The 19,397-nt window shown below is 62.4% G+C and carries 16 protein-coding genes and 1 pseudogene; 8 read left to right on the top strand and 9 right to left on the bottom strand.

The annotated features are described in order from the left end of the window. The first annotated feature begins 88 nt into the window (after positions 1 to 88). Together ACQ7C1_RS02215 and ACQ7C1_RS02210 are read left to right on the top strand one after the other, a co-directional pair. Complete coding sequence (locus ACQ7C1_RS02215) at positions 89 to 874, top strand: TlyA family RNA methyltransferase (protein WP_430957140.1); 786 nt, start codon at positions 89 to 91, stop codon at positions 872 to 874. Continuing rightward, the gene (locus ACQ7C1_RS02210; RefSeq protein ID WP_430957139.1) at positions 871 to 2,121 is read left to right on the top strand and encodes a class I SAM-dependent RNA methyltransferase; all 1,251 of its coding nucleotides are present in this window, start codon (positions 871 to 873) and stop codon (positions 2,119 to 2,121) included. The genes ACQ7C1_RS02215 and ACQ7C1_RS02210 overlap by 4 nt, the downstream gene beginning before the upstream one ends. A gap of 8 nt (positions 2,122 to 2,129) precedes the next feature. Here ACQ7C1_RS02210 and ACQ7C1_RS02205 read toward each other — a convergent pair whose 3' ends face one another. Continuing rightward, the gene (locus ACQ7C1_RS02205) at positions 2,130 to 2,882 is read right to left on the bottom strand and encodes a crotonase/enoyl-CoA hydratase family protein (RefSeq protein WP_430957138.1); all 753 of its coding nucleotides are present in this window, start codon (positions 2,880 to 2,882) and stop codon (positions 2,130 to 2,132) included. A 10-nt stretch (positions 2,883 to 2,892) separates the two neighbouring features. Further along, entirely contained in the window at positions 2,893 to 4,668 is a 1,776-nt protein-coding gene (locus tag ACQ7C1_RS02200) for an acyl-CoA dehydrogenase (protein WP_430957137.1), read from the bottom strand. Positions 4,669 to 4,874: 206 nt separating this feature from the next. On the opposite strand from ACQ7C1_RS02200, the gene ACQ7C1_RS02195 reads away from it, so the two are divergent. Together ACQ7C1_RS02195 and ACQ7C1_RS02190 are read left to right on the top strand one after the other, a co-directional pair. Next, on the top strand, positions 4,875 to 5,870 hold the full coding sequence (locus ACQ7C1_RS02195) for a transporter (protein ID WP_221139129.1): 996 nt from the start codon (positions 4,875 to 4,877) through the stop codon (positions 5,868 to 5,870). 435 nt (positions 5,871 to 6,305) lie between these two features. Then, positions 6,306 to 6,569 (top strand): DUF982 domain-containing protein, encoded by a 264-nt coding sequence (locus ACQ7C1_RS02190; protein WP_183705196.1) that lies wholly within the window; start codon positions 6,306 to 6,308, stop codon positions 6,567 to 6,569. Between the two features lie 110 nt (positions 6,570 to 6,679). Here the strand turns inward: ACQ7C1_RS02190 and ACQ7C1_RS02185 are convergent, their stop codons facing one another. Both ACQ7C1_RS02185 and ACQ7C1_RS02180 read right to left on the bottom strand, forming a co-directional pair. Next, a complete protein-coding gene (locus ACQ7C1_RS02185) occupies positions 6,680 to 7,150 on the bottom strand; it encodes a BA14K family protein (RefSeq protein WP_183705194.1) in 471 nt (156 codons plus the stop codon). 117 nt (positions 7,151 to 7,267) lie between these two features. After that, on the bottom strand, positions 7,268 to 8,512 hold the full coding sequence (locus ACQ7C1_RS02180; RefSeq protein ID WP_430957136.1) for an aromatic ring-hydroxylating oxygenase subunit alpha: 1,245 nt from the start codon (positions 8,510 to 8,512) through the stop codon (positions 7,268 to 7,270). Positions 8,513 to 8,915: 403 nt separating this feature from the next. Here ACQ7C1_RS02180 and ACQ7C1_RS02175 point away from each other — a divergent pair, with 403 nt between their 5' ends. The 3 genes from ACQ7C1_RS02175 (at position 8,916) to ACQ7C1_RS02165 (ending at position 12,039) form a co-directional block, all read left to right on the top strand. After that, positions 8,916 to 9,524, top strand: a complete 609-nt coding sequence (locus tag ACQ7C1_RS02175) for a DUF6656 family protein (protein WP_085777171.1) — start codon at positions 8,916 to 8,918, stop codon at positions 9,522 to 9,524. 68 nt (positions 9,525 to 9,592) lie between these two features. Then, positions 9,593 to 10,573: an L-threonylcarbamoyladenylate synthase gene (locus ACQ7C1_RS02170; RefSeq protein ID WP_430957247.1), complete on the top strand. Its 981-nt coding sequence runs from the start codon at positions 9,593 to 9,595 to the stop codon at positions 10,571 to 10,573. A 29-nt stretch (positions 10,574 to 10,602) separates the two neighbouring features. Further along, positions 10,603 to 12,039: an FAD-binding oxidoreductase gene (locus tag ACQ7C1_RS02165; RefSeq protein ID WP_430957135.1), complete on the top strand. Its 1,437-nt coding sequence runs from the start codon at positions 10,603 to 10,605 to the stop codon at positions 12,037 to 12,039. A 261-nt stretch (positions 12,040 to 12,300) separates the two neighbouring features. On the opposite strand, the gene ACQ7C1_RS02160 is transcribed toward ACQ7C1_RS02165, so the two are convergent. Next, positions 12,301 to 15,636 (bottom strand): DUF1217 domain-containing protein, encoded by a 3,336-nt coding sequence (locus ACQ7C1_RS02160; protein WP_430957134.1) that lies wholly within the window; start codon positions 15,634 to 15,636, stop codon positions 12,301 to 12,303. Positions 15,637 to 15,937: 301 nt separating this feature from the next. On the opposite strand from ACQ7C1_RS02160, the gene ACQ7C1_RS02155 reads away from it, so the two are divergent. Beyond that, positions 15,938 to 16,504: a DUF6101 family protein gene (locus ACQ7C1_RS02155; RefSeq protein ID WP_085777167.1), complete on the top strand. Its 567-nt coding sequence runs from the start codon at positions 15,938 to 15,940 to the stop codon at positions 16,502 to 16,504. Positions 16,505 to 16,597: 93 nt separating this feature from the next. On the opposite strand, the gene ubiA is transcribed toward ACQ7C1_RS02155, so the two are convergent. From ubiA to ACQ7C1_RS02135, 4 genes and pseudogenes are all read right to left on the bottom strand, one after another. Next, on the bottom strand, positions 16,598 to 17,557 hold the full coding sequence (gene ubiA, locus ACQ7C1_RS02150) for a 4-hydroxybenzoate octaprenyltransferase (protein ID WP_430957133.1): 960 nt from the start codon (positions 17,555 to 17,557) through the stop codon (positions 16,598 to 16,600). Between the two features lie 154 nt (positions 17,558 to 17,711). Continuing rightward, complete coding sequence (locus ACQ7C1_RS02145; RefSeq protein ID WP_430957132.1) at positions 17,712 to 18,524, bottom strand: MipA/OmpV family protein; 813 nt, start codon at positions 18,522 to 18,524, stop codon at positions 17,712 to 17,714. A gap of 116 nt (positions 18,525 to 18,640) precedes the next feature. Beyond that, positions 18,641 to 18,781 (bottom strand): annotated as a pseudogene (locus ACQ7C1_RS02140) (endonuclease domain-containing protein); the annotation flags it as partial. Positions 18,782 to 18,795: 14 nt separating this feature from the next. Next, positions 18,796 to 19,377 carry a histidine phosphatase family protein gene (locus ACQ7C1_RS02135; protein WP_430957131.1) on the bottom strand — a complete coding sequence of 194 codons (582 nt, stop codon included), beginning with the start codon at positions 19,375 to 19,377 and terminating at the stop codon, positions 18,796 to 18,798. Positions 19,378 to 19,397 lie beyond the last annotated feature (20 nt).

Raw genomic sequence — 19,397 nt, 5'->3', positions numbered from 1 at the left:
CTGCAATCGTGCCGACCCTATGCGGACAGGCTTTAAATTTGTTTAAATCGCGGATCGGAGGAATTGCCCTGCAACCGGCAGGAATAAAATGCTTGCAAGCGGCGGCTTTGCCGGTCATTCACAGCCGATGTCCGATCAAAACAGCCAACGCCTCGACCAGCTTCTCGTCTCCCGCGGCCTCTTTGCCAGCCGCTCTCGGGCGCGCGACGCCGTGCAGCGCGGCACGGTCCGGATCGCCGGTGAGGTGGTAACCAAGGCCGGCGCGCTCTTCGGCGACGATGCCGATATCGAGATCGACGACCCGGCACAGGCTTACGTCTCGCGCGCCGCCCTGAAGCTTGCGGCCGCTCTCGACCATTTCCGGCTTGATCCGGCCGGCCATCACTGTCTCGATATCGGCGCCTCCACCGGCGGCTTCACCGAAGTGCTGCTGCTCAGGGGCGCCCGGCACGTCACCGCAATCGATGTCGGCCATGGGCAGATGCATCCGCGGCTATCCGGCGATCCGCGGGTGACGAACCGCGAAGGCCTCAACGCCCGCAGCCTCAGCGCCGACGATATCGGCGAGCCCGCCACCTTCATCGTCTCCGATGTCTCCTTCATCTCGCTGAAGCTGGCGCTGGCTCCGGCGCTCGATCTTGCCGCGCCGGGCGCCGCCGCCGTGCTGCTGGTCAAGCCGCAGTTCGAGGCCGGGCGCGAGGCGATCGGCAAGGGCGGGCTTTTGAAGGATCCCTCGTCTGCTCCGGCCGTCGCATCCGAATTGGAGCGCTGGTTCACCGAGGACATGGGCTGGAAAAGCCTCGGCCTCATTCCCTCCCCGATATCAGGCGGCGACGGCAATCGGGAATATCTTTTGGCAGGATTGAAACCGTGAGCACCGAAACCGTCACGATCGAAAAACTCGGCGCCCAGGGCGACGGCATCGCAAGCGACGCCGGCGGGCCTGTCTACGTGCCCTTTTCCCTGCCTGGGGAAACGGTGGCGATCGCCCGCGTCAAGAGCCATGGCACGATCATGTCGATCGCAGCGCCCTCACCCGACCGGCAGGAGCCGCCCTGCCGGCATTTCGGCCCGGAGGGCGTCAACGGCACCTGCGGCGGCTGCACGTTGCAGCATCTGGCCGACGGCCCCTATCGCGCCTTCAAGCGCCAGCTGGTCATCGATGCGCTGAAGTCGAAGGGGTTGACGCCTGATGTCAGCGAAATCGTCCCGGCTCACCCGGGCGAACGCCGGCGTGTGGTGTTTGCGGCGCGCCGGACCGAGAAGGACATGCTGATCGGTTTCAATCAGGCCGAAAGCCACCATATCGTCGCCATCGAGGAATGTCCGATCTCGTCGCCGGGCATCGTCGCCCGGCTGCCGGCGATCAAGGCGATCGCCGCGTCGCTCGCGACCAGCGCCGAAGCCTTCCGGATCGCCGTGCTTGAAACGCTCTCCGGACTCGATGTAGCGGTCGACGAAATCAAGAAACTCTCCGACCCGCAGCGGCGCAAGGCGATCGAGACGGTGCTGGCCTTGCGCGGCATTGCCCGCGTGACGGTGAATGGAGAAATCCTGGTCGAGCCATCGAAGCCGCTCCTCGATTTCGGCGGTGTCTCGGTTTCGCCGCCGGCCGGCGGCTTTGCCCAGGCGACCAAGCCGGCGGAAGAGGCGATGGCGGAGCTGGTGCTTGCCGATGCCGGCAAATCAAAACGGATCGCCGACCTCTTTGCCGGCACCGGAACGTTTTCGCTCCGGCTGGCGCGGATCGGCCGCGTGCATGCGGTCGAAGCCGAGGGCAAGGCGCTTACAGCCCTCGACCAGGCCGCCCGCAAAACTCCGGGCCTGAAGCCCGTGACGATCGAAAGGCGTGATCTCTTCCGACGTCCGCTGATGACGCAGGAGCTGAAGCCCTATGACATGGTCGTCTTCGATCCGCCGCGCGCCGGCGCGGAGTTCCAGTGCAGAGAGCTCGCCCGATCGGCGGTCAAAAAGATCGCGGCCGTCAGCTGCAATCCGCTGACCTTGGCGCGCGATCTCGCGATCCTCGTCGAGGGCGGCTACCGCATCACCGGGGTGACGCCGATCGACCAGTTCCTCTGGACCTCGCATGTCGAGGTCGTGGCGACGCTGGAGAAGTAGAGTTCGCTTCAGCGACGCATGAAGGCCTCGAAAGCGGCCCGCGCCTCCGCACTTTTCAGCCGGGCGGAGAAATGGCGTGCCTCTTCGTCGATACGGGCGATGATTTCTTCCCGCGGCCCGCGGATGAGTTCACGGGCGATCCTCAGCGCTTCCGGCGGCTTGGCGGCAAGCTTTGCGGCGGCGGCCAGCGTCTGGCTTTCAACCTCTTCCGGCGTCGTCACTTTCCAGACAAGTCCGGCTTTCCTTGCATCCTCGGCGCCGAAGGCCTCTCCGGCAGCGAGCATGGCAAAAGCCCGCTGGTGACCCATGATGCGCGGAGCAATCAAGCTGGACGCAGCTTCCGGCACCAGAGCCAAATCGACGAAGGGCGTGCGGAACTGGCTGCGGTCGGAAGCGATCGTCAGGTCGCAATGCAGGTTGAGGGTCGTGCCGATGCCGATCGCCAGGCCGTCGACGCCGGAGACCAGCGGCTTTTCGGATCTGACGAGCGCGTAGAGAAAATCGATCAGTTCCTCTCCCATGCCGCCGCCCATGGCGACGGCCAGAAAATCGCCGATGTCGTTGCCGGCCGAAAAGCTGCCTTCAGTGCCGAGGAAGACCGTCACCCTGATGTTCGCGTCCGCATTGGCGGCATTCAGCGCATCGGCCATTGTCCGGTACATCGCCCGCGTGAAGGCGTTCTTCTTTTCCGGCCGGTTGAAGCGGATGAGCTGGACGCCGGGATGGGCGGAAGGCTGCTCGACGACGATATGATCAGTCATGGGGATCTCCTCAGGCAAGCAGAATGCGAGCGGCGGCAAGGCTTGCCGCGCCGTTGACGATCCGGTCGCGAAGGGCTGCTGTCTCGGCAAGCAGGTTTTCAGCGGCGAAGCGGCAGAGCGCGATGCGGCCCTCGGCTTTGCCGTCGCCGCTCTCTGCCAGGCCACCCTTGGCAAGATAACAGCCGGTGAGCACCAGCCCGAACAGGCGCTGATAGGGCGTGGCGCCGGCGAGCGCTTCCGCGGTCCTGTCATCTGCCAGCGCCTTCAGAAGCCAGGTGGTGGCCTGCTCCAGGTCGGCGATGGCTGCATCGAGCCGCGCGGCCGTCTCGCCGAAACCATCGAAATTCGAGCGGCGGACATCGTCGGCGATCCCCTTCAACTCGGCGATGAAGCCATTTACCTGATCGCCGCTTGAAAGCGGCAGCTTGCGGGTAACGAGATCGATCGCCTGAATGCCGTTGGTGCCCTCGTAGATCGGCGCGATGCGGGCATCGCGGAGATAACGGGCCGCACCGGTCTCCTCGATGAAGCCCATGCCGCCATGCACCTGGATGCCAAGCGAGGCGACCTCGACGCCGGCATCGGTTGAAAAGGACTTGGCGATCGGCGTCAAAAGCGCGGCACGCTCCTGCCAATGGCGGCCGTCGGGTGCCCGGCGGGACATGTCGATCGCATGGGCGCAGGCATAGGAGATGGCGCGCGCCCCTTGGGTCAGTGCCTTCATGGTCAGCAGCATGCGGGCAACATCGGGATGCTCGACGATCGGGCTCATGCCGGCGCCGGTCCAGCCCGGCGCCCTGCCCTGCGTGCGCTCGCTGGCATAGGCCAGAGCCTTCTGGGTGGCGGCCTCGGCGATCGCCACGCCCTGCATGCCGACGGCGAGGCGCGCATTGTTCATCATCGTGAACATGCAGGCGAGCCCCTTGTGCTCCTCGCCGACCAGCCAGCCGATCGCCCCCTTTTCGTCGCCGAACCGGCCGTCGCCATAGATCATCGTGCAAGTCGGCGAACCATGAATGCCGAGCTTGTGCTCCAGCGCGTGGCAGAAGAGATCGTTGCGGGGCCCAAGCGAGCCGTCGTCGTTCACCAGGAATTTCGGCACCAGGAAGAGCGAGATGCCGCGCGTGCCGGCCGGCGCATCCGGCAGCCGCGCCAGCACCAGATGGATGATGTTGTCGGCAGCGTCGTGTTCGCCCCAGGTGATGAAGATCTTCTGACCCGATATGCGATAGCTGCCGTCGGGCCTGCGTTCGGCACGGGCTTTCAGGACGCCGAGATCGGATCCGGCATGCGGCTCGGTCAGGTTCATGGTGCCTGTCCACTCGCCCGACACCATCTTTGCCAGATATTTCTCCTTGAGGGCTGCGCTGCCATGGGTGCTGACCGCCTCGATGGCACCCATGGTCAGCGTCGGAGCGAGCGCAAAAGCCATGGATCCGGAATTCCACATCTCGAGAGCCGCGACATTCAGCATGTCAGGCAAGGCCTGGCCGCCGAAAGCCTCCGGCGCCGTCAGGCCGTTCCAGCCGCCGGCAATCCAGTTGCGGTAGAGATCACGCCAGCCATCCGGCAGCCGGACCTCGCCATCGACGAGGCGGGCGCCCTGGCGGTCACCGATTTCGGCCAGAGGCGCCACCTCCTCTGTGGCAAAACGTCCCGCCTCGGCCAGGATGGCGTCGACGAGATCCTCGCCGAGATCGCCAAAAAGACCGTGCGACATCGCCTCGCCCATGCCGGCTACATGCTTCAATGTGAACGCGATTTCCTCAACGGGCGCCTTGTACATGCTTTCTCCTCCGTCGGGTGCCTGCACCTCATGCAAAGCCCTCCCCGGCAAGGGCTAGTTGATTTTTACGTAAACGTCAATTTTGATTCATACGACGCAATGCGATAATTCCACCCGGCATGGCGCTTTCTTCTTGCGCAGCGGCGCCCATGGACGGCATGGAAAACTGAAGACAATATATCGCCCTCGCAAAGGATCGGCGACCGATGGATACATTGCCCGTCAACATACCCGGTTTCGTCTGGGCCTATCGTTTCTCGCCGGATGAAAAGACGGCGGTGCGGCTGACCAACACCGCGACGGTGGCGGATCTGATCGCCGAGAACTGTTTCTACTGGCTGCATCTCAACCTCGTCGACGCCCGTGTGCCGGCCCTGCTCGAGACGCTCGACGGACTGACGGAGGAGGCGAGATCGGCATTGACGACGCATGACACGCATGCGGCGCTGACCGTCGACGAGCAGATGCTCTACGGCACGCTCGTCGACTGCCAGCGCGATTTCGACCAGGACACCAACAATCTCGGCTGGCTGCATTTCGCCATGTCGGATCGCTTCATCATCACCACAAGGCTGCAGCCGCTGCGCAGCGTCGAGCGGGCGCGCACGCTGATCGAGAAGAATCCGGGCAAATTCTCGCGGCCGGTCGATCTCTTCGAACTGCTTGTGATCGAATTCCAGCGGACGCTGATCGCGATCGTCATCGAGCTCACCGAGGAGCTGAACCAGATCGAGGATATCGTTTACGACAATGCGCCGCGCGACGAGCGCCGGCGGCTGGCGCCGGTCCGGCGGACCGTGGTGCGGCTGCACCGGCATCTGCGCACGGTGCTGGCGCTGATGCGCCGCGCCGGGGCCGCCGACGAGGACGAAATGCCCTTCGGCTTCGACGATGTGGCGCGGCGGCTGACGAGCCGGCTGGAAACGGTCGACCACGATGTCTATGCCCTGCAGGACCGGGCCCGCCTGCTGCACGAAGAAATCGATTCCAAACAATCCTCCGAGACCAACCGCCACCTCTATCTGCTGTCGATCATGACCGCCTTCCTGCTGCCGCCGACGCTGGTGACGGGTTTCTTCGGCATGAACACCGCCAACCTGCCCTTCGCCGTCGGCGATTACGGCACGGAATACGCCGTCATCCTGATCATCGCCTCGATCGTCTTCGCCTGGTGGCTGCTGCGGCGAGTGGATATTCTTTGAGGGTGAAAGGTTCAGCGTGACTCTCGGAGTGCGAGCTCGCTCCTATTCCATCAAACGTCGCGGTACTTGCCACAGAGCTCACCCAACGCTCCGTCATCCCAGGGCTTGACCTGGCTTGACCCGAGGATTCATGTAGGCCTCCTCCACCAGCACCGGGCATGGATCCTCTGCTCAAGGCAGCTCAAGGCCGAGAGTGGGTTAACGCTCTTGCCAAGTCAGCCGCCGACGCAGCGGATGGCGCGGCGTTGCGCCCATCGCATCATGCGGGACGCGGCCACTGTCAGCATTGCGACGCTTCGTCCATCTGATTATGGCCTGGGCGTTGGCGGGCAATCCCGGAGATCGGTGCCCGCGTGATCAGCTGCTTCATGCCACCTCGCGCGGAACGGTTCTTGCACGGTTACTAATATGCTCACCGTGGGGAGGCCTGATGTCATGAAGTGGCACACACCTGGAGAATTCAGCCCGCTGATGCTCGTTGTGAACGGGCCGGAAAAATACAAGCTTGTCGCGAGCCTTTGGGAGGCGGCCCAGATGCTGACGGCTTGCTGGCCGCTCGAAGACGGAGAAGAATATCTGACCGCGGTGAAGGCATGCCGCGATGCGATCCACGGGGACCTTCCTGCTGAGGACGCACGGTACGCGCTTATCCGTGCCGCCAAGGAAGCAGGCATTCCGGTGATCACCGTCGTTCACTGAGTTGTTGCGCCGTTGCTTCGTGCCACGGCCCTCCGCTTCGCTCCCCATGTTTGGCCCTTCCCCTCTTCCGTTTGCGGGAAAGGGGAAGGGTGACGGGCAGCATTCGGGACCTATCGATAAGGCGAATAGCACTGCTGGCGCGGGCCGTTATAAGGCTGGAAGGTGTTGTCGTAGGCGCGGTAGGACCGGTAGCGGTTCGCGCACCAGGCGACATGAGCCGAACCCATGCGCGGCGCGGGCGCGGCGTAGCGCGGAGCAGCAATGACCGCGCCGGCGCCGAAGGCGGCGAGCGGATACCAGTAGCCGTTATAGCGGCGATAGCCGGGGCGGTAGTAGGAATAGCCGCGATAGCCGCCATACCAGCCGGGGCGGTAGTAGGCGCCGGGGCGATAGCCGGGCCGGTAGTAGTCGCGGCGGTAAGGCCGATAATAATCGCGGTAGTATTGGACGTTCTCGACAGCCGAGGTTTTTTCAACCTGCGGCGCGGCCGGCATCTGTATTGCTTGCGACGGCACGAAACCCGTCAGCACGACGGCGGCGGCCAATACCGCGGTCGCAATTTTGTTTCTCAGGCCGATCATTTCTTTCTCTCCATTCAGTAGCGATAACCGCTTGGTCTTGCAACGCTTTCGGGAGAAAATGGTTCCAAAAGCGGCCGGAACGGGCCGCTTTTGGATAAGCGGGGTCAACCGGCGCGCTCAGGCGACGGCGGAGATTTTCGCCGTTTCACCCTGCAGGCGGTTCACCATGAAGTTCGAATACCATTCGAGGAACTGCATGACGCCGCCCTCGTGCAGGGCCGAATAGGGACCGGGCTCATAGGCGGGCGAGTGGATGCCGAAGGCATTTTCCTCGACGATCCGGCGGTCCTGGTCGTTGGTCTCGGTCCAGACGTGCGTCAGTTCCTCAAGATTGTAATCGACGCCTTCCACGGCGTCCTTGTGGACGAGCCACTTGGTCGTCACCGCCGTCTCGTTGGCGCTGAGCGGCAGCACTCGGAAGGAGATAGCGTGGTCGCCGAGCAGATGGTTCCACGTCGTCGGATAGTGGAAGAGCAGCATCGTGCCGATACGATTGATCGAGATGTCGTCGGAGATCCGGCGCTGCACGGCCGGCTTGCCCGACATGGTGTAGCTTTCGGCATCCTCGATCAGCGGCATGCGGGCGGTGCGGAACTGACCATCCGGCGAGATCTGGAACTTGCTCGGCAGGCCGGCGGCCTCGCAGCGCGCCCAATGACCTGCAATCTCCGGATCGTCGGCGCCGCCGTCTGTGCCGGTGACACTCGGCGCTTCCGGATAGGTGCGGCAGAGTTCCGGGTGATTGGCGGCGCAGTGGTAGCACTCGCGGTTGTTTTCCCAGACGAGCTTCCAGTTGCCCTTCTCGATGATCGTGCTCTGGAAAGCCACCTTGGTCTCGCCGATCCGATGCGGCGCCATATAGGGCTCGATCGTGTCGCGCACCGGCTTGAAATCGGGGGCGACGTCGGCAAGGCAGATGAAAATATAGCCTGCGACGCTCTCGCAGTGGACGGGCTTCAGGTTGAAGCCGGTTTTGTCGAAATCGTCGCCCATGTGACGGGCAAAGGCAAGTTTGCCGTCGAGATCGTAAGTCCACTGATGATAGGGGCAGACGAGACGCACGGAGGAGCCGTGCTCCTTGGTGCAGACGCGCGAGCCGCGATGGCGACAGCTGTTGTGGAAGGCGCGGATGACATTGTCACGGCCGCGGACTATGACGATCGGATAGGTGCCGATCTGGACGGTGAAATAGGCGCCCGGCTTCGGCAACTCGCAATCATGGCCCATGAACAGCCAGTCGCGATAGTAGATCATCTCCATGTCGAGTTTGAAATAATCCTCGTCGGTGTAGAACGGCTGTTCGAGGCTGAAGCCCTCGCGGCGGTTCTTGAGCTGACGTAAAACGTTGCTGCGAATATCCATCTTCATGTCCTCGTGCACCGGCTGCCGCCTTCAGCGGAAGGCTATGGAAGCGCGCCTGCTAACCTTCTCCTGCGGGAGAATTGTTGATGGCGCCATTTAATCACCTGGCATTCCTGCCGCTTGGTTGTAATGCGACATCGGCTTCGAAATTGACGACAGGAAGCGCGGAGGCTTCAAAACAGCCCCTGCCGGTCGACCCGATGTCCGACTCTGCAGGCAATTATCGTCAATTGCGACATTGCGTAAAGACCGGATTGGCAAAGAAGGCGGCTCTCCGGTATCGGCGATTGTCGCATTTACGACATTGCCGGCTTCCGGCCGATGCGACGGCCGCATCTTAATGCTGCGTTAAGCATACGCTCTTATCCTGCTTTCGACCTCAGACCGACAAAGCATGTAGACCATGGCCAGACTCCGCTATTTCGACGCGAAAGAAGTAATCCGTCCGCAGGAGCGGCCACTGGTCGCCGCCCATTCCGAATTCCTGCGCACCGGCCGCATCCCCCGCGACCGGCGCCACTGGCTGGCCGAGGAAAGGCGCTACCTCACCCATGACGAGGTCGCCGCAAAGACCGGCCGCAAGCTGCAGGCGGCCGGCGAGAAGACGCATCAGCACATCAACGGCTTCCACCACTCGATCCAGTTTCCGAAGATGATCTTCCACCGGACTCTGGAGGACAGCCCGCACCTCGGCTATTGCCACGTCACCGCAGCGCGCACCAAATTCGCCCGCTACGAGGAGGTCAGCTGGGCTTTCTACATCGCCAATTTCTATTCCGAAATCGGCGACAACGACAACTTCTTCGAACGGATCGACGTCGGCTATTCGCGGATGTATTTTGCCGTCGCGATCAAGCCGGGCGAGGAGTCCTCCGAAAAGATGACGATCGACCGCTCGGTGCGCGGCAACGGGCTGCTCTTTCGCACCCACGATCCGCAGGCAGCGATCCGCAACATCCTGCTGCTCGGCGCCCGCAACGAACAGCTGCGCGAAATCATCCGACAATTGTGAGCGAACAAGGCGATTGATCGCCGGCGACGGAAAGCCTAATGACTGCCGGAACCAGAGACGGGCAGCATATGGCACGCATTATCGATATCAGAGCAGACAGGCAGGCGGCGCTCGAAGCGGCCTGTGCCGCTCTTTCCCAAGGCTTTGCCGTCGCCATGCCGACGGAGACCGTCTACGGCCTTGCGGCCGACGCCACCAATCCGGCAGCCATCACCCGCATCTACGAGACCAAGGGACGGCCGCGTTTCAACCCGCTGATCTGCCATATGGCCGATCTCGATATGGCCGAGCACCATGCCGAGTTCGATCCAGTATCGCGGGCGCTCGCCGAAGCCTTCTGGCCCGGCCCGCTGACGCTGGTGCTCCCGGTGAAGGCTGAAAGCCCGATCCACGCTCTGGCTACCGCCGGTCTCGACAGCGTCGGCGTGCGTGTGCCCAAGGGCTTCGCCGGCACGCTGATCGGCGCCTTCGGGCGGCCGCTCGCAGCCCCGAGCGCCAATACGTCAGGCGCCATCAGCGCCACAAGTGCGGCCCATGTCGAAGCCGATCTCGGGGCGAGAATTCCATTGATCCTCGATGCGGGACCGAGCGCCGTCGGCGTCGAATCGACCATTGTCAAGGCGGAGGGCGGCCGGCTGCGGCTGCTTCGCCCCGGCGGGCTGGCGGCGCGCGAGATCGAGCGCGTCGCAGGCCAGCCGCTGCTGCGCGCCAAAAAGGCATCGGCGGCAATCGAGGCGCCCGGCATGCTCGCCTCGCATTATGCGCCGGGCGCCAGCGTGCGCCTCAATGCGACCAAAGTGGAACCGGGCGAAGCGCTGATCGCCTTCGGCGGTGCGGCGGTCGACGGCGCGCGTAAGGCACGCATCGTCCTCGATCTCAGCCCACGCGGCGACCTGGCGGAAGCGGCGGCCAATCTTTTCGACTATATGAAGCGTGCCGATGCCAGCGGCGTATCGAGTATTGCCTTTTCGCCCATTCCGGACGACGGACTCGGCGAAGCCATCAACGACCGGCTGCAAAGGGCCGCTGCGCCCCGCGCGACTGATTGACCTGACAGAAACCACAGAGGATCGACCTGATGAGCAGCGCCGGCATTTCCACCGATCTTCTCGACCGTTTCGCCGCGATCGTCGGCGAAAAATATGCGCTGCGCGGCGAGGCCGATCTGGCGCCGCACCTGATCGAAAATCGCGGGCTCTACCATGGCTCCTCCCCTCTCCTGCTGAAGCCAGGTTCGGTCGAGGAGGTCTCCGAGATCATGAGACTTGCGACCGAGACCAAAACGGCGATCGTACCGCAGACCGGCAATACCGGCCTCGTCGGCGGCCAGACGCCGCGCACGGGGCAGGCCGACATCATCCTGTCGCTCGAACGCATGACGAGGATCCGCGACGTCGACCCGGTGGCGAACGTGCTGGTCGCCGATGGCGGCGCGATCCTGGCCGATGTGCAGAAAGCGGCCGAAGCGCATGGGCGGCTGTTTCCGCTCTCGCTCGGCTCGGAGGGCTCCTGCCGCATCGGCGGCAATCTCTCCACCAATGCCGGCGGCACGGCCGTGCTTGCCTATGGCAATATGCGCCAGCTCTGCCTCGGCCTCGAAGTGGTGCTGCCGACCGGCGAGATCTGGGACGGCCTGCGCCGCCTGAAGAAGGACAATACCGGCTATGACCTGCGCGATCTCTTCATCGGCGCCGAAGGCACGCTCGGCATCATCACCGGCGCGGTGCTGAAGCTGTTTCCTCAGCCGCTCGGTCATCAGGTGGCGTTTGCCGGCCTCAATTCGGTCGAGGATGCGCTTGCGCTTTTCAACCTTGCCGCCAGCCTCTGCGGCACCTCGCTCACCGGTTTCGAACTGATGCCGCGCTTCGGCGTCGAGATCACCACCCGCCATATCGACGGCGTGCGCGATCCACTGGAAGCGGCTTACCCTTGGTACGTGCTGATCGACATCTCGACCTCGGATTCGGCCGAGACGGCGGAGCGGATGATGAACGGCGTGCTGGAACAGGGCTTCGAGGCCGGGCTGGTGCAGGACGCCGCGATTGCCGCCTCCGTCGCCCAGCAGAAGGCGATCTGGCACATGCGCGAGAGCATGTCGGACGCGCAGAAGCCGGAAGGCGGTTCAATCAAGCACGACGTCTCCGTGCCGGTGTCGAAGATCCCGCATTTCATGGCCGAGGCGGAGAAAGCCGTCATGGCAGCCATGCCGGGCGCCCGCATCTGCGCCTTCGGCCATATGGGCGACGGCAATATTCACTACAATATTTCCCAGCCTATCGGCGCCGACAAGGCCGCCTTCATCGCACGCTGGCGCGAAATGAACCACATCGTGCATGGACTGGTGCTCGCCCATGGCGGCTCGATCTCGGCCGAACACGGCATCGGCCAGCTGAAGCGCGACGAACTGGCGGCAATCCGCCCGGCGATCGAAATCGAGCTGATGCGCCGCATCAAGCGCGCCTTCGATCCGGCTGATATCATGAACCCCGGGAAGGTCGTCAGTCTCGAGATATGAGGTTTGCCCCTCATCCGCCTGCCGGCACCGACCGGGGTCGAGCCACGGGTCGACCCGCCCTTCGGACCCCCGCACGCGGGGCGAAGGGGATATGCCGCAGCCTCTCCGTCTCCCCGACAACCTCATCGCAGGGCACGTCCCTCGCCCCGTTTACGGGGAGAGGGTTAGGGTGAGGAGCAGCCGTCCGTACGAATGGCCGGTCTTGGCTTGAGCCTGCTGATCGTGGGAAACTCGGAGCAATTTCCCGTTGCTCGAACCACCTTACGCCTGCTGCGTGCCGCCGCCGGTCAGGATCTGCAGGGCCGGCGACTGCTGGGTGCTGTTCTGGACGTCGTACATCGCGGTGAAGCGCCGCAGCAGCTTGTCCACCTTCTTCGGATCCTGGAGGTCCTCGAGCTTGACGAAACGATTAATGAGATCGGCCTGCTTGGCGACGTCCATGCCCGATATCTGTGACGGCAGGCTGTAAGCCGTGGTGATGACCTGATAAAGCGCCTTGTCGCCAAGGAGCGAATAGATTGAGGTGATGCTGGAGGCTTTGCGGCTGAAATAGAGCGCCAGGCGGACGCCGTCGTTGCTTTCGCCTTGCTGGGTTTCCAGCGTCTGCTGCAGGTAGAGCTCCTGGGTATTGTCCTCGGCCGCCTTGTTCTGGATGGCGCCGATCTTGGCGCGGGTCAGATTGCCGTCCTTGTCGAAGTTGAAGGCAGCGACGATATCCTTGAAGCGCGCATCGGCCTTGGTGTTGAGGTAGCTCTTCTTGTCGTCGGGATCGGAAGTGAAGATCTTCTTCAGCGTCGCCTTGTCGTAATCCTTCGGGTCGAGGTTGTTCGCCTTCAACACCAGATCGGTCAGGCGGCTGTCAGCGAGGAAATCGTCGAGCGACTGCACTTTCGCCATACCCTTGGCGAAATAATCCACCTCGGCGGTTGCGTCCTTCGATGCCTTGTCCTTTACCGGGCCGGCCTTCAGCAGCATGGTCACATGCGCCTTGTAGTCGGTGGCGTATTTGGCCATGGTCGCGTCGGGCAGCGCCTGGAGGGGTGCGGCCGCCTTGCCGTCGGGGCCGAAATTGAAGGCGCGGGCGAGATTGGTAATTCGCTCGTCCTTGAGCGAGGCGATATAGCCGTCCGGATCATAGGCATCGCTCGTCAGGATCTTGCGCATCATCGAGCGCGGCACGTCCTGATCGGTCAAGCCGAAGGCCTGCAGCGCGACATGATAGAGATCCGGCAGATTGTCGTTGCTCCTGGTGAAATCGGCCGTTCGATTGGTGCGCAGGAAATCATTGACGGTCTTGACGTCGGAAAAGTTCAAGAGGCTGCTGCTGTCTGCCATCATGCTCTTGTAATTGTCGGCAACTTCTTCGATCGCCTCGTCGCGCTCGTCGTCATAGCGCGCCATGTAGTTGTCGTTGGTGGTCTGCGCCTGATCTGCGGTCTGGATCGAGCTGACGACGGGAAGCGATCCGTCGGCGGCAAAATTGAAATCGGCATAGAGGTCGGAATAGCCGGCCGCGGCGGCGGCGGTCGCATCAGTCAGGATGCTCCTGAGATCGGCGTCCGTGATATCGAACGGCAGATTGTAGGTGCTCTTCAGGAAGTTGGTGATTGCAGGATCGGCGATGAGATCATCGACATTGGAGATCGTCGCCATACGGGCGGAATAGTCGTCCGTGCGCGCCGTGGCGGCAATTTTCGTGTTGGTGATCTGGGCGGACGTCTGTGCCGCCGTGCCGTCCTCGAGCGAACCGTCCGCCTTGAAGTTGAAGGCGGCAGCGACGTCGGCATAGGTGCCGGTGCCGCTCTGATCGGTCAGGATAGCGCGCAGATCGACATCGCTGACGGTCGAGGGGATGCCGTAAGCGTTGCGGATGAAATTATTCAGCCGCCGGTCGGCCAGCAGCTGGTCGACATTGGAGATGCCGGCGATGGTTGCCTGGTAATAGACGGCGGCATCGTCGGCCTTGCTTGCCGTGCTGGCGCTTTGCGCCGCGCTCTGCGTGGCATAGAGGGTCGCGACCGAGCCGTCCGTTTTGAAATTGAACAGATCGTGGACGTCGCTGTAGCCCTGGGCGCTGGCCGCCGAGGGATCGACGAGGAAGCTCCTCAGCGTTGCGTCGGAGACGCTGTCGGCGATCTGCATGCTGGTTCTGAGATAGCTGACGGCGACGGGATCTGACATGATGTCGTCGACATTGGTGACATTGCCGATCATGCTGTTGAAGTGCGTTGCGTTCGCCGCCGATTTGTCGGTGGTCGACTTGCGCTGCGCGTCGGTCTGAATCACCGACCCGTTGATCGAGCCGTCAGCCTGGAAGTTGAAGTCGGCATTGAGATCGGCATGCCCCTGGGCGGCGGCATAGGTCGAGTCCGTCAGAATGCTCTTCAGCTCGGCATTGCTGAAACTGCTGCCGAGGCCATAGGCATCCTTGATATAGCGTGCCAGAACGCTGTCGGCGAGCAGGTCGTCGACATTAGTGATGCTGCTCGACCGCGAGGTCACGCTATAATAATTGGCGGTGCTTGCCGCCGCGTCCTTCAGCTTGTTCGACTGGGCGATCGTCTGTGCACGCGCCGTTGTCGATGTCGTGCCGTCGGCCTTGAAATTGAAGGCGTTGTAGACATTGGTGAAGCCCATCAGCTGGGCGTAGCCGGGGTCGGTCAACACCATGCGCAGCGCCGGCGCGGTGAAATCGGCGCCCATGCTGTAGGCGGTCTTGATATAGGACGTCAGACGACTGTCGGCGACGAGATCGTCGACATTGGTGATCGTGCCGATCTTGGCAGTATAATAGGCCTGGTTGTATTCGGCCGCCGTCTTGCTGACATAGACGACATCGGAACCGACGGAATTGTCGATGATGACGGACTGGTTATTCAGCGTATAGGTCTCGATGATCGACGCCTTCTGCGTCGCGGTCTGGGCGCTGCCGTTGACCGTACCGTCGGCATTGAAGCTGAATTGGGCGGCAAGAGCCTTGTACTTGTCGCCGCCCTGCGCGTTCACGACGCTTGTCGGGTCGCTGAGATCGCTCGTCAGCACCTGCCGCAGGAAATCCTTCGAGGCATAGGTGGGATCGATCTTGAAGGCCTTCAGCACATAGGTGCGCAGCCGGGTGTTGTTGACCAGGTCGTCGACGGTCTGCACGCTGTCGATATTGTTGCTGTAATAGGTGCTCTCGGTGGCCGCCGCCTTGTCGGCATCGACGAAGGACTGCTTGTAGAGGCCGATGAGCTCGTCTTCCTGCGCGTCGGTCTGCACGTCCTTCTCGGGCGCATTGAAGTTGAAGGCGGCCGCGAATTCACGGTAGCGCGTATCGGAGAGCTTGTTGGCGTAGCTGTTCGGGTCCGTGAGATCGCTTTCGAGCACCTTCTTCATGAAGGCCTTGGCATAGGTCATATCCTCGAGGCCATAGGCCTTCATGGCGTAGCTGTAGAGCTTGTAATCGCCGAGAAAGTCGTCGACGTCTTTGACCTTGTTGATATTGTCGGCGTAGTACTGGGCATCCTTCTTGACCGTCGCCTGCGAGGCGACCTTGTTCAAGCTCGACGTCATGTCCTTCGACAGGATCGTGTAAGCGAGGGAAGCCGTGATCATGAAAAGCGCCCTTTTCGGCAAAATCTCTAAAAGAACGACGAACTGCTGGTGCGTCCATTTTGCCACGCAAAACTTACCCGAGACTTACCTTTCGACTGCGCCATTTCAGGTCAGCGAGCCGTTCACCTTCCGGAAACCCTGCCGGATTCGGTTTTGATAACCATCAGGGGAGGCAAAGTTTTCTTAACCGCAATTTTTAAGCAGTACGGAAGGGGGGCCGCCTATTGTCGGCCATAGAGGACGAAAAGTCCCGAGGAGAAGACCGCAAACCGGCTCTCAGGTAAGACAAGGGTAGAATGAAATGAACAATCCCGTTTTGAAGCCCGTTTGGGCTGGCACGACGCTGCGTCTCGATCCGTCCCGCTTCCCGCAGCAAATCAGCTACGCCATCCATGATTGTTCGGATGATGTCAGCATCACGATAGACGAACGCGGCGCAGTGCTGCGGAAAGTCCTTCCCTCCAGCGGTCTGCCGCTCTCGATTGCCCTGCCGAGGCGCGTCTTCAAGGGTGTCGCCGCCCGCGCGATCGACCATGGCGACGGCGAGGTCACCGTCACGCTCGAACTTCACCATGCGGATCCGGAACTCTGCATTCCGCTGCTCGTCGCCCACGATCTCAGCGACATCGCCGCCGACTGGCGCAGCTGGTCGGAGGCCTTCCGCATTCCGATGCTGATGGTCGAGGCAGATGGCGTCGCCCGGCCGCTCGAAGACCATATCGGGGCGCTGCGCACCAGTGACCTCAAGCCGCGTCGCCGTCATTCCTACTTCGCCAATCGCCGTCCGCGCTTCCTCGTGCGTCGCACCACTGGGCAGCTGGGGGTCGCCATGAAGATCGAAGGCAAGGAAATCATTGCCCGCAACTGACCGAAATCGCGACTGTGCCATCTCGGCAGGAAGATCTGGAAGAAGCGAAACCCGGCCCTCGTGCCGGGTTTATCGTTTCACGAACCATTCCATTCAGGGAATGGCAAAGAGCAGCGAAAAGAACAGCCCGGCGAATATGGTCAGGCCGACGCGGTTGTTCGACTTGAAGAGCGCCAGGCATTGGGCGGGATCGTTGATATCAAGGCGGATGATCTGCCAGGCGAACATGCCGGCCGCGCCGAACAATGCCAGAAAGGCGATCAGATTGGCGCCGGCGAGCGCGAAGGCCGCAAACATCAGCACCAGCGTCAGCCCATAAAGGCCGATCAGCCATTGCCTCGTGTTATCGCCGAAGAGACGCGCGGTGGAGCGCACGCCGATCAGCTCGTCATCCTCCTTGTCCTGATGCGCATAGATCGTGTCGTAACCAATCGTCCAGGCGATGGAGGCGGCATAAAGCAGGAGGGCGGCAAAGGAGAGGCCGCCCAGAATGCCGGCCCAGCCCATCAGCGCGCCCCAGGAAAAGGCAAGGCCGAGATAAAATTGCGGCCAGTCGGTGAAGCGCTTGGCATAGGGATAAAGTGCCACGATGCCGAGCGAAAGCAGGCCGAGAAAGACGGTGAACCAGTTGAACTGCAAGAGCACGAAGAGGCCGACCAGCGCCTGAATGCCGATGAAGATCTTCGCGCGTCCGCGGGTGACGCGGCCGGAGGGCAGCGGACGCGAACGGGTGCGCGCCACTTCCATGTCGATCTCGTGATCGACGAGATCGTTATAGGTGCAGCCGGCGCCGCGCATGGCGACGGCACCGATAAAATAGAGGAAAAGGTGGGACACCAGCAGGCTGCCGGAATAGAGCCCTTGGCCGATCGCCGCGTTGGAGGCGAGCGTGGCCGACCAGAAGCACGGCCACATCAAGAGCTCCCAGCCGATCGGGCGATCCCAGCGTGCAAGCTGCGCATAAGGCCAGAGCCATGGCGGCAGGGTCCGGTAAACCCAGTTATCGGAAGGTGCGTCGGAGACGCGATCGTTGAACTCGCCGGTATCTTGCATGCCATCCATCTAGCGGCGGGCTGGCGATCCGGTCAAGAAGCGATCGCGACGGCGCCAGAAGCGTGTCGCATCAAATCTGATTCCTGTAATGCGCTTTGGCTCTTTGTGATGCATGACGCCCGGAACCGCGGCACACTTCCGGGACATGATTTGATCACTGCAGAGAGAAATTGAACCTGTAGGTCGCCGAGACACCGATGAGCACCTGGTTCTTCGAGCCGCGCTGCCGCACGAGACTGCTGTCGGCCGCCGGACCCGCCAGTCGCTTATATTCGAGGAAAGAGCTGGCCGACAGGTTTTCCGTCGCCTTCCATGTCAGAGCCGCACCGGCGCCATAGGACTGGATGCCCGACGACGGCTTGTATTGATCAAGCCCGCTCGCCGCCGCCTGTTTGGCGTTGACGCCGTAATAAGCGTCATAATAGCCGCTGGTGGCGAATGTCGCGCGCGGACCGCCTGACAGTTGCAGGTTGGGGGCGATATCGGTGAAGGCATCAACGGCGAGATCGGCAACGACGCCGTCATGCGAGCGGATGCCCTGGCGAACTTCGGCGCGGGCGCGCAGGAAATCGGTCGGATAAACTTCGACGAAGCCACCGGCTTCCGCTCCCCATTTGACCTTCTTCATGCCCTTCAGCTCGTGACCGTCGCCCTCATCGCGCGAAGGCACGAATTTGCCGACGATGCCGGCGCGGAAGGTGCCATTATCCATGAGGGCCAAGGACGGATTGTCGTTGCGCGAGGAAAAGCGTGGAGCCGAGCCCTGCCGGCCGGCCGAAATCAGCGGGCTGAACCGAAATTCATAACGCCGTGAACCCTCGAATTTCGGCGCAGAAAAGCCGGCGACACCAACGCTCAGATACCAGTCGCCGGACCAGAAATGCTGGCCGCTTTCCTGCGCGGTGGCCGAACCAACGGATGAAAAAGCAATAAGAAAAGAAATCGATACGAGTGATCGATGAGACACGTCCGCACTCCAGGAAACGCAAAAACAAAGCCGCGGAGAGCGGCGGCCGCTAGACTTATCCTGATGTCGTTACCCCAATGTTAACCACAGTGAAACTCATGAAACTCATGCCGTGCGGCCCCCTCATCCGCCCTACGGGCACCTTCTCCCGCTTGGGGGAAGAGGGGATTGAGACCTCGCGACACGTCCCCTTCTCCCCAGCGGGGAGAAGGTGGCCCGAAAGGGTCGGATGAGGGGGCCGCACGGGCCGACGCCAGCTATGGAATTTGCCCTATCTCTGGTTCCAGCGGCGGATGACCGGCTCGGCCAGGTCGTGCTCATAGCCGAGCACGCTGATGCTGGCTGTATCGAGCACGAAGTGCGCACCGCCTTGCGGTGGCAGGCCGAGCCAGCGGGCGGCCAGCACGCGCAGGAAATGCGAGCTGGAAAAGATCAGGATGGGCGCTGCCGCTTGGCGAAGCGCATGGATGACGGCATCGGCGCGGGCACCGACATCGGCAGCCGTTTCGCCGTTCGGGCAGCCGTCGCGAAAGAGCTGCCAGCCGGGACGTTCCGCCAGGATCGCCTTTGTCGTGACGCCTTCATATGCGCCATAATCCCATTCGGCGAGATCGTCGCGGATCAGAGCGCCCGCTCCGAAGCCGGCGAGCGCGCAGGTGTTGCGGGCTCGCGTCGACGGGCTCGACCAGACGGCGGAAAAGGAAAGGCCGGCCAGCCGCTCGGCAAGTTTTCGAGCCGCAGTCTCACCATTCGCCGTCAAGGAAATATCGCTGCGCCCGGTATGGCGCCCGGACAGGCTCCATTCGGTTTCACCGTGTCGAACCAGATATATTTCGGGAAACGCACTGCTCATCCGCATTCCCTTTCATTCCA

Origin of the sequence: Rhizobium sp. Nf11,1 (assembly GCF_050587665.1) — a bacterium.
Classification (GTDB): Bacteria; Pseudomonadota; Alphaproteobacteria; order Rhizobiales; family Rhizobiaceae; genus Rhizobium.
The sequence above is the reverse complement of the archived record's forward strand: the minus strand, read 5'-3'. Positions and strand labels throughout refer to the sequence as shown.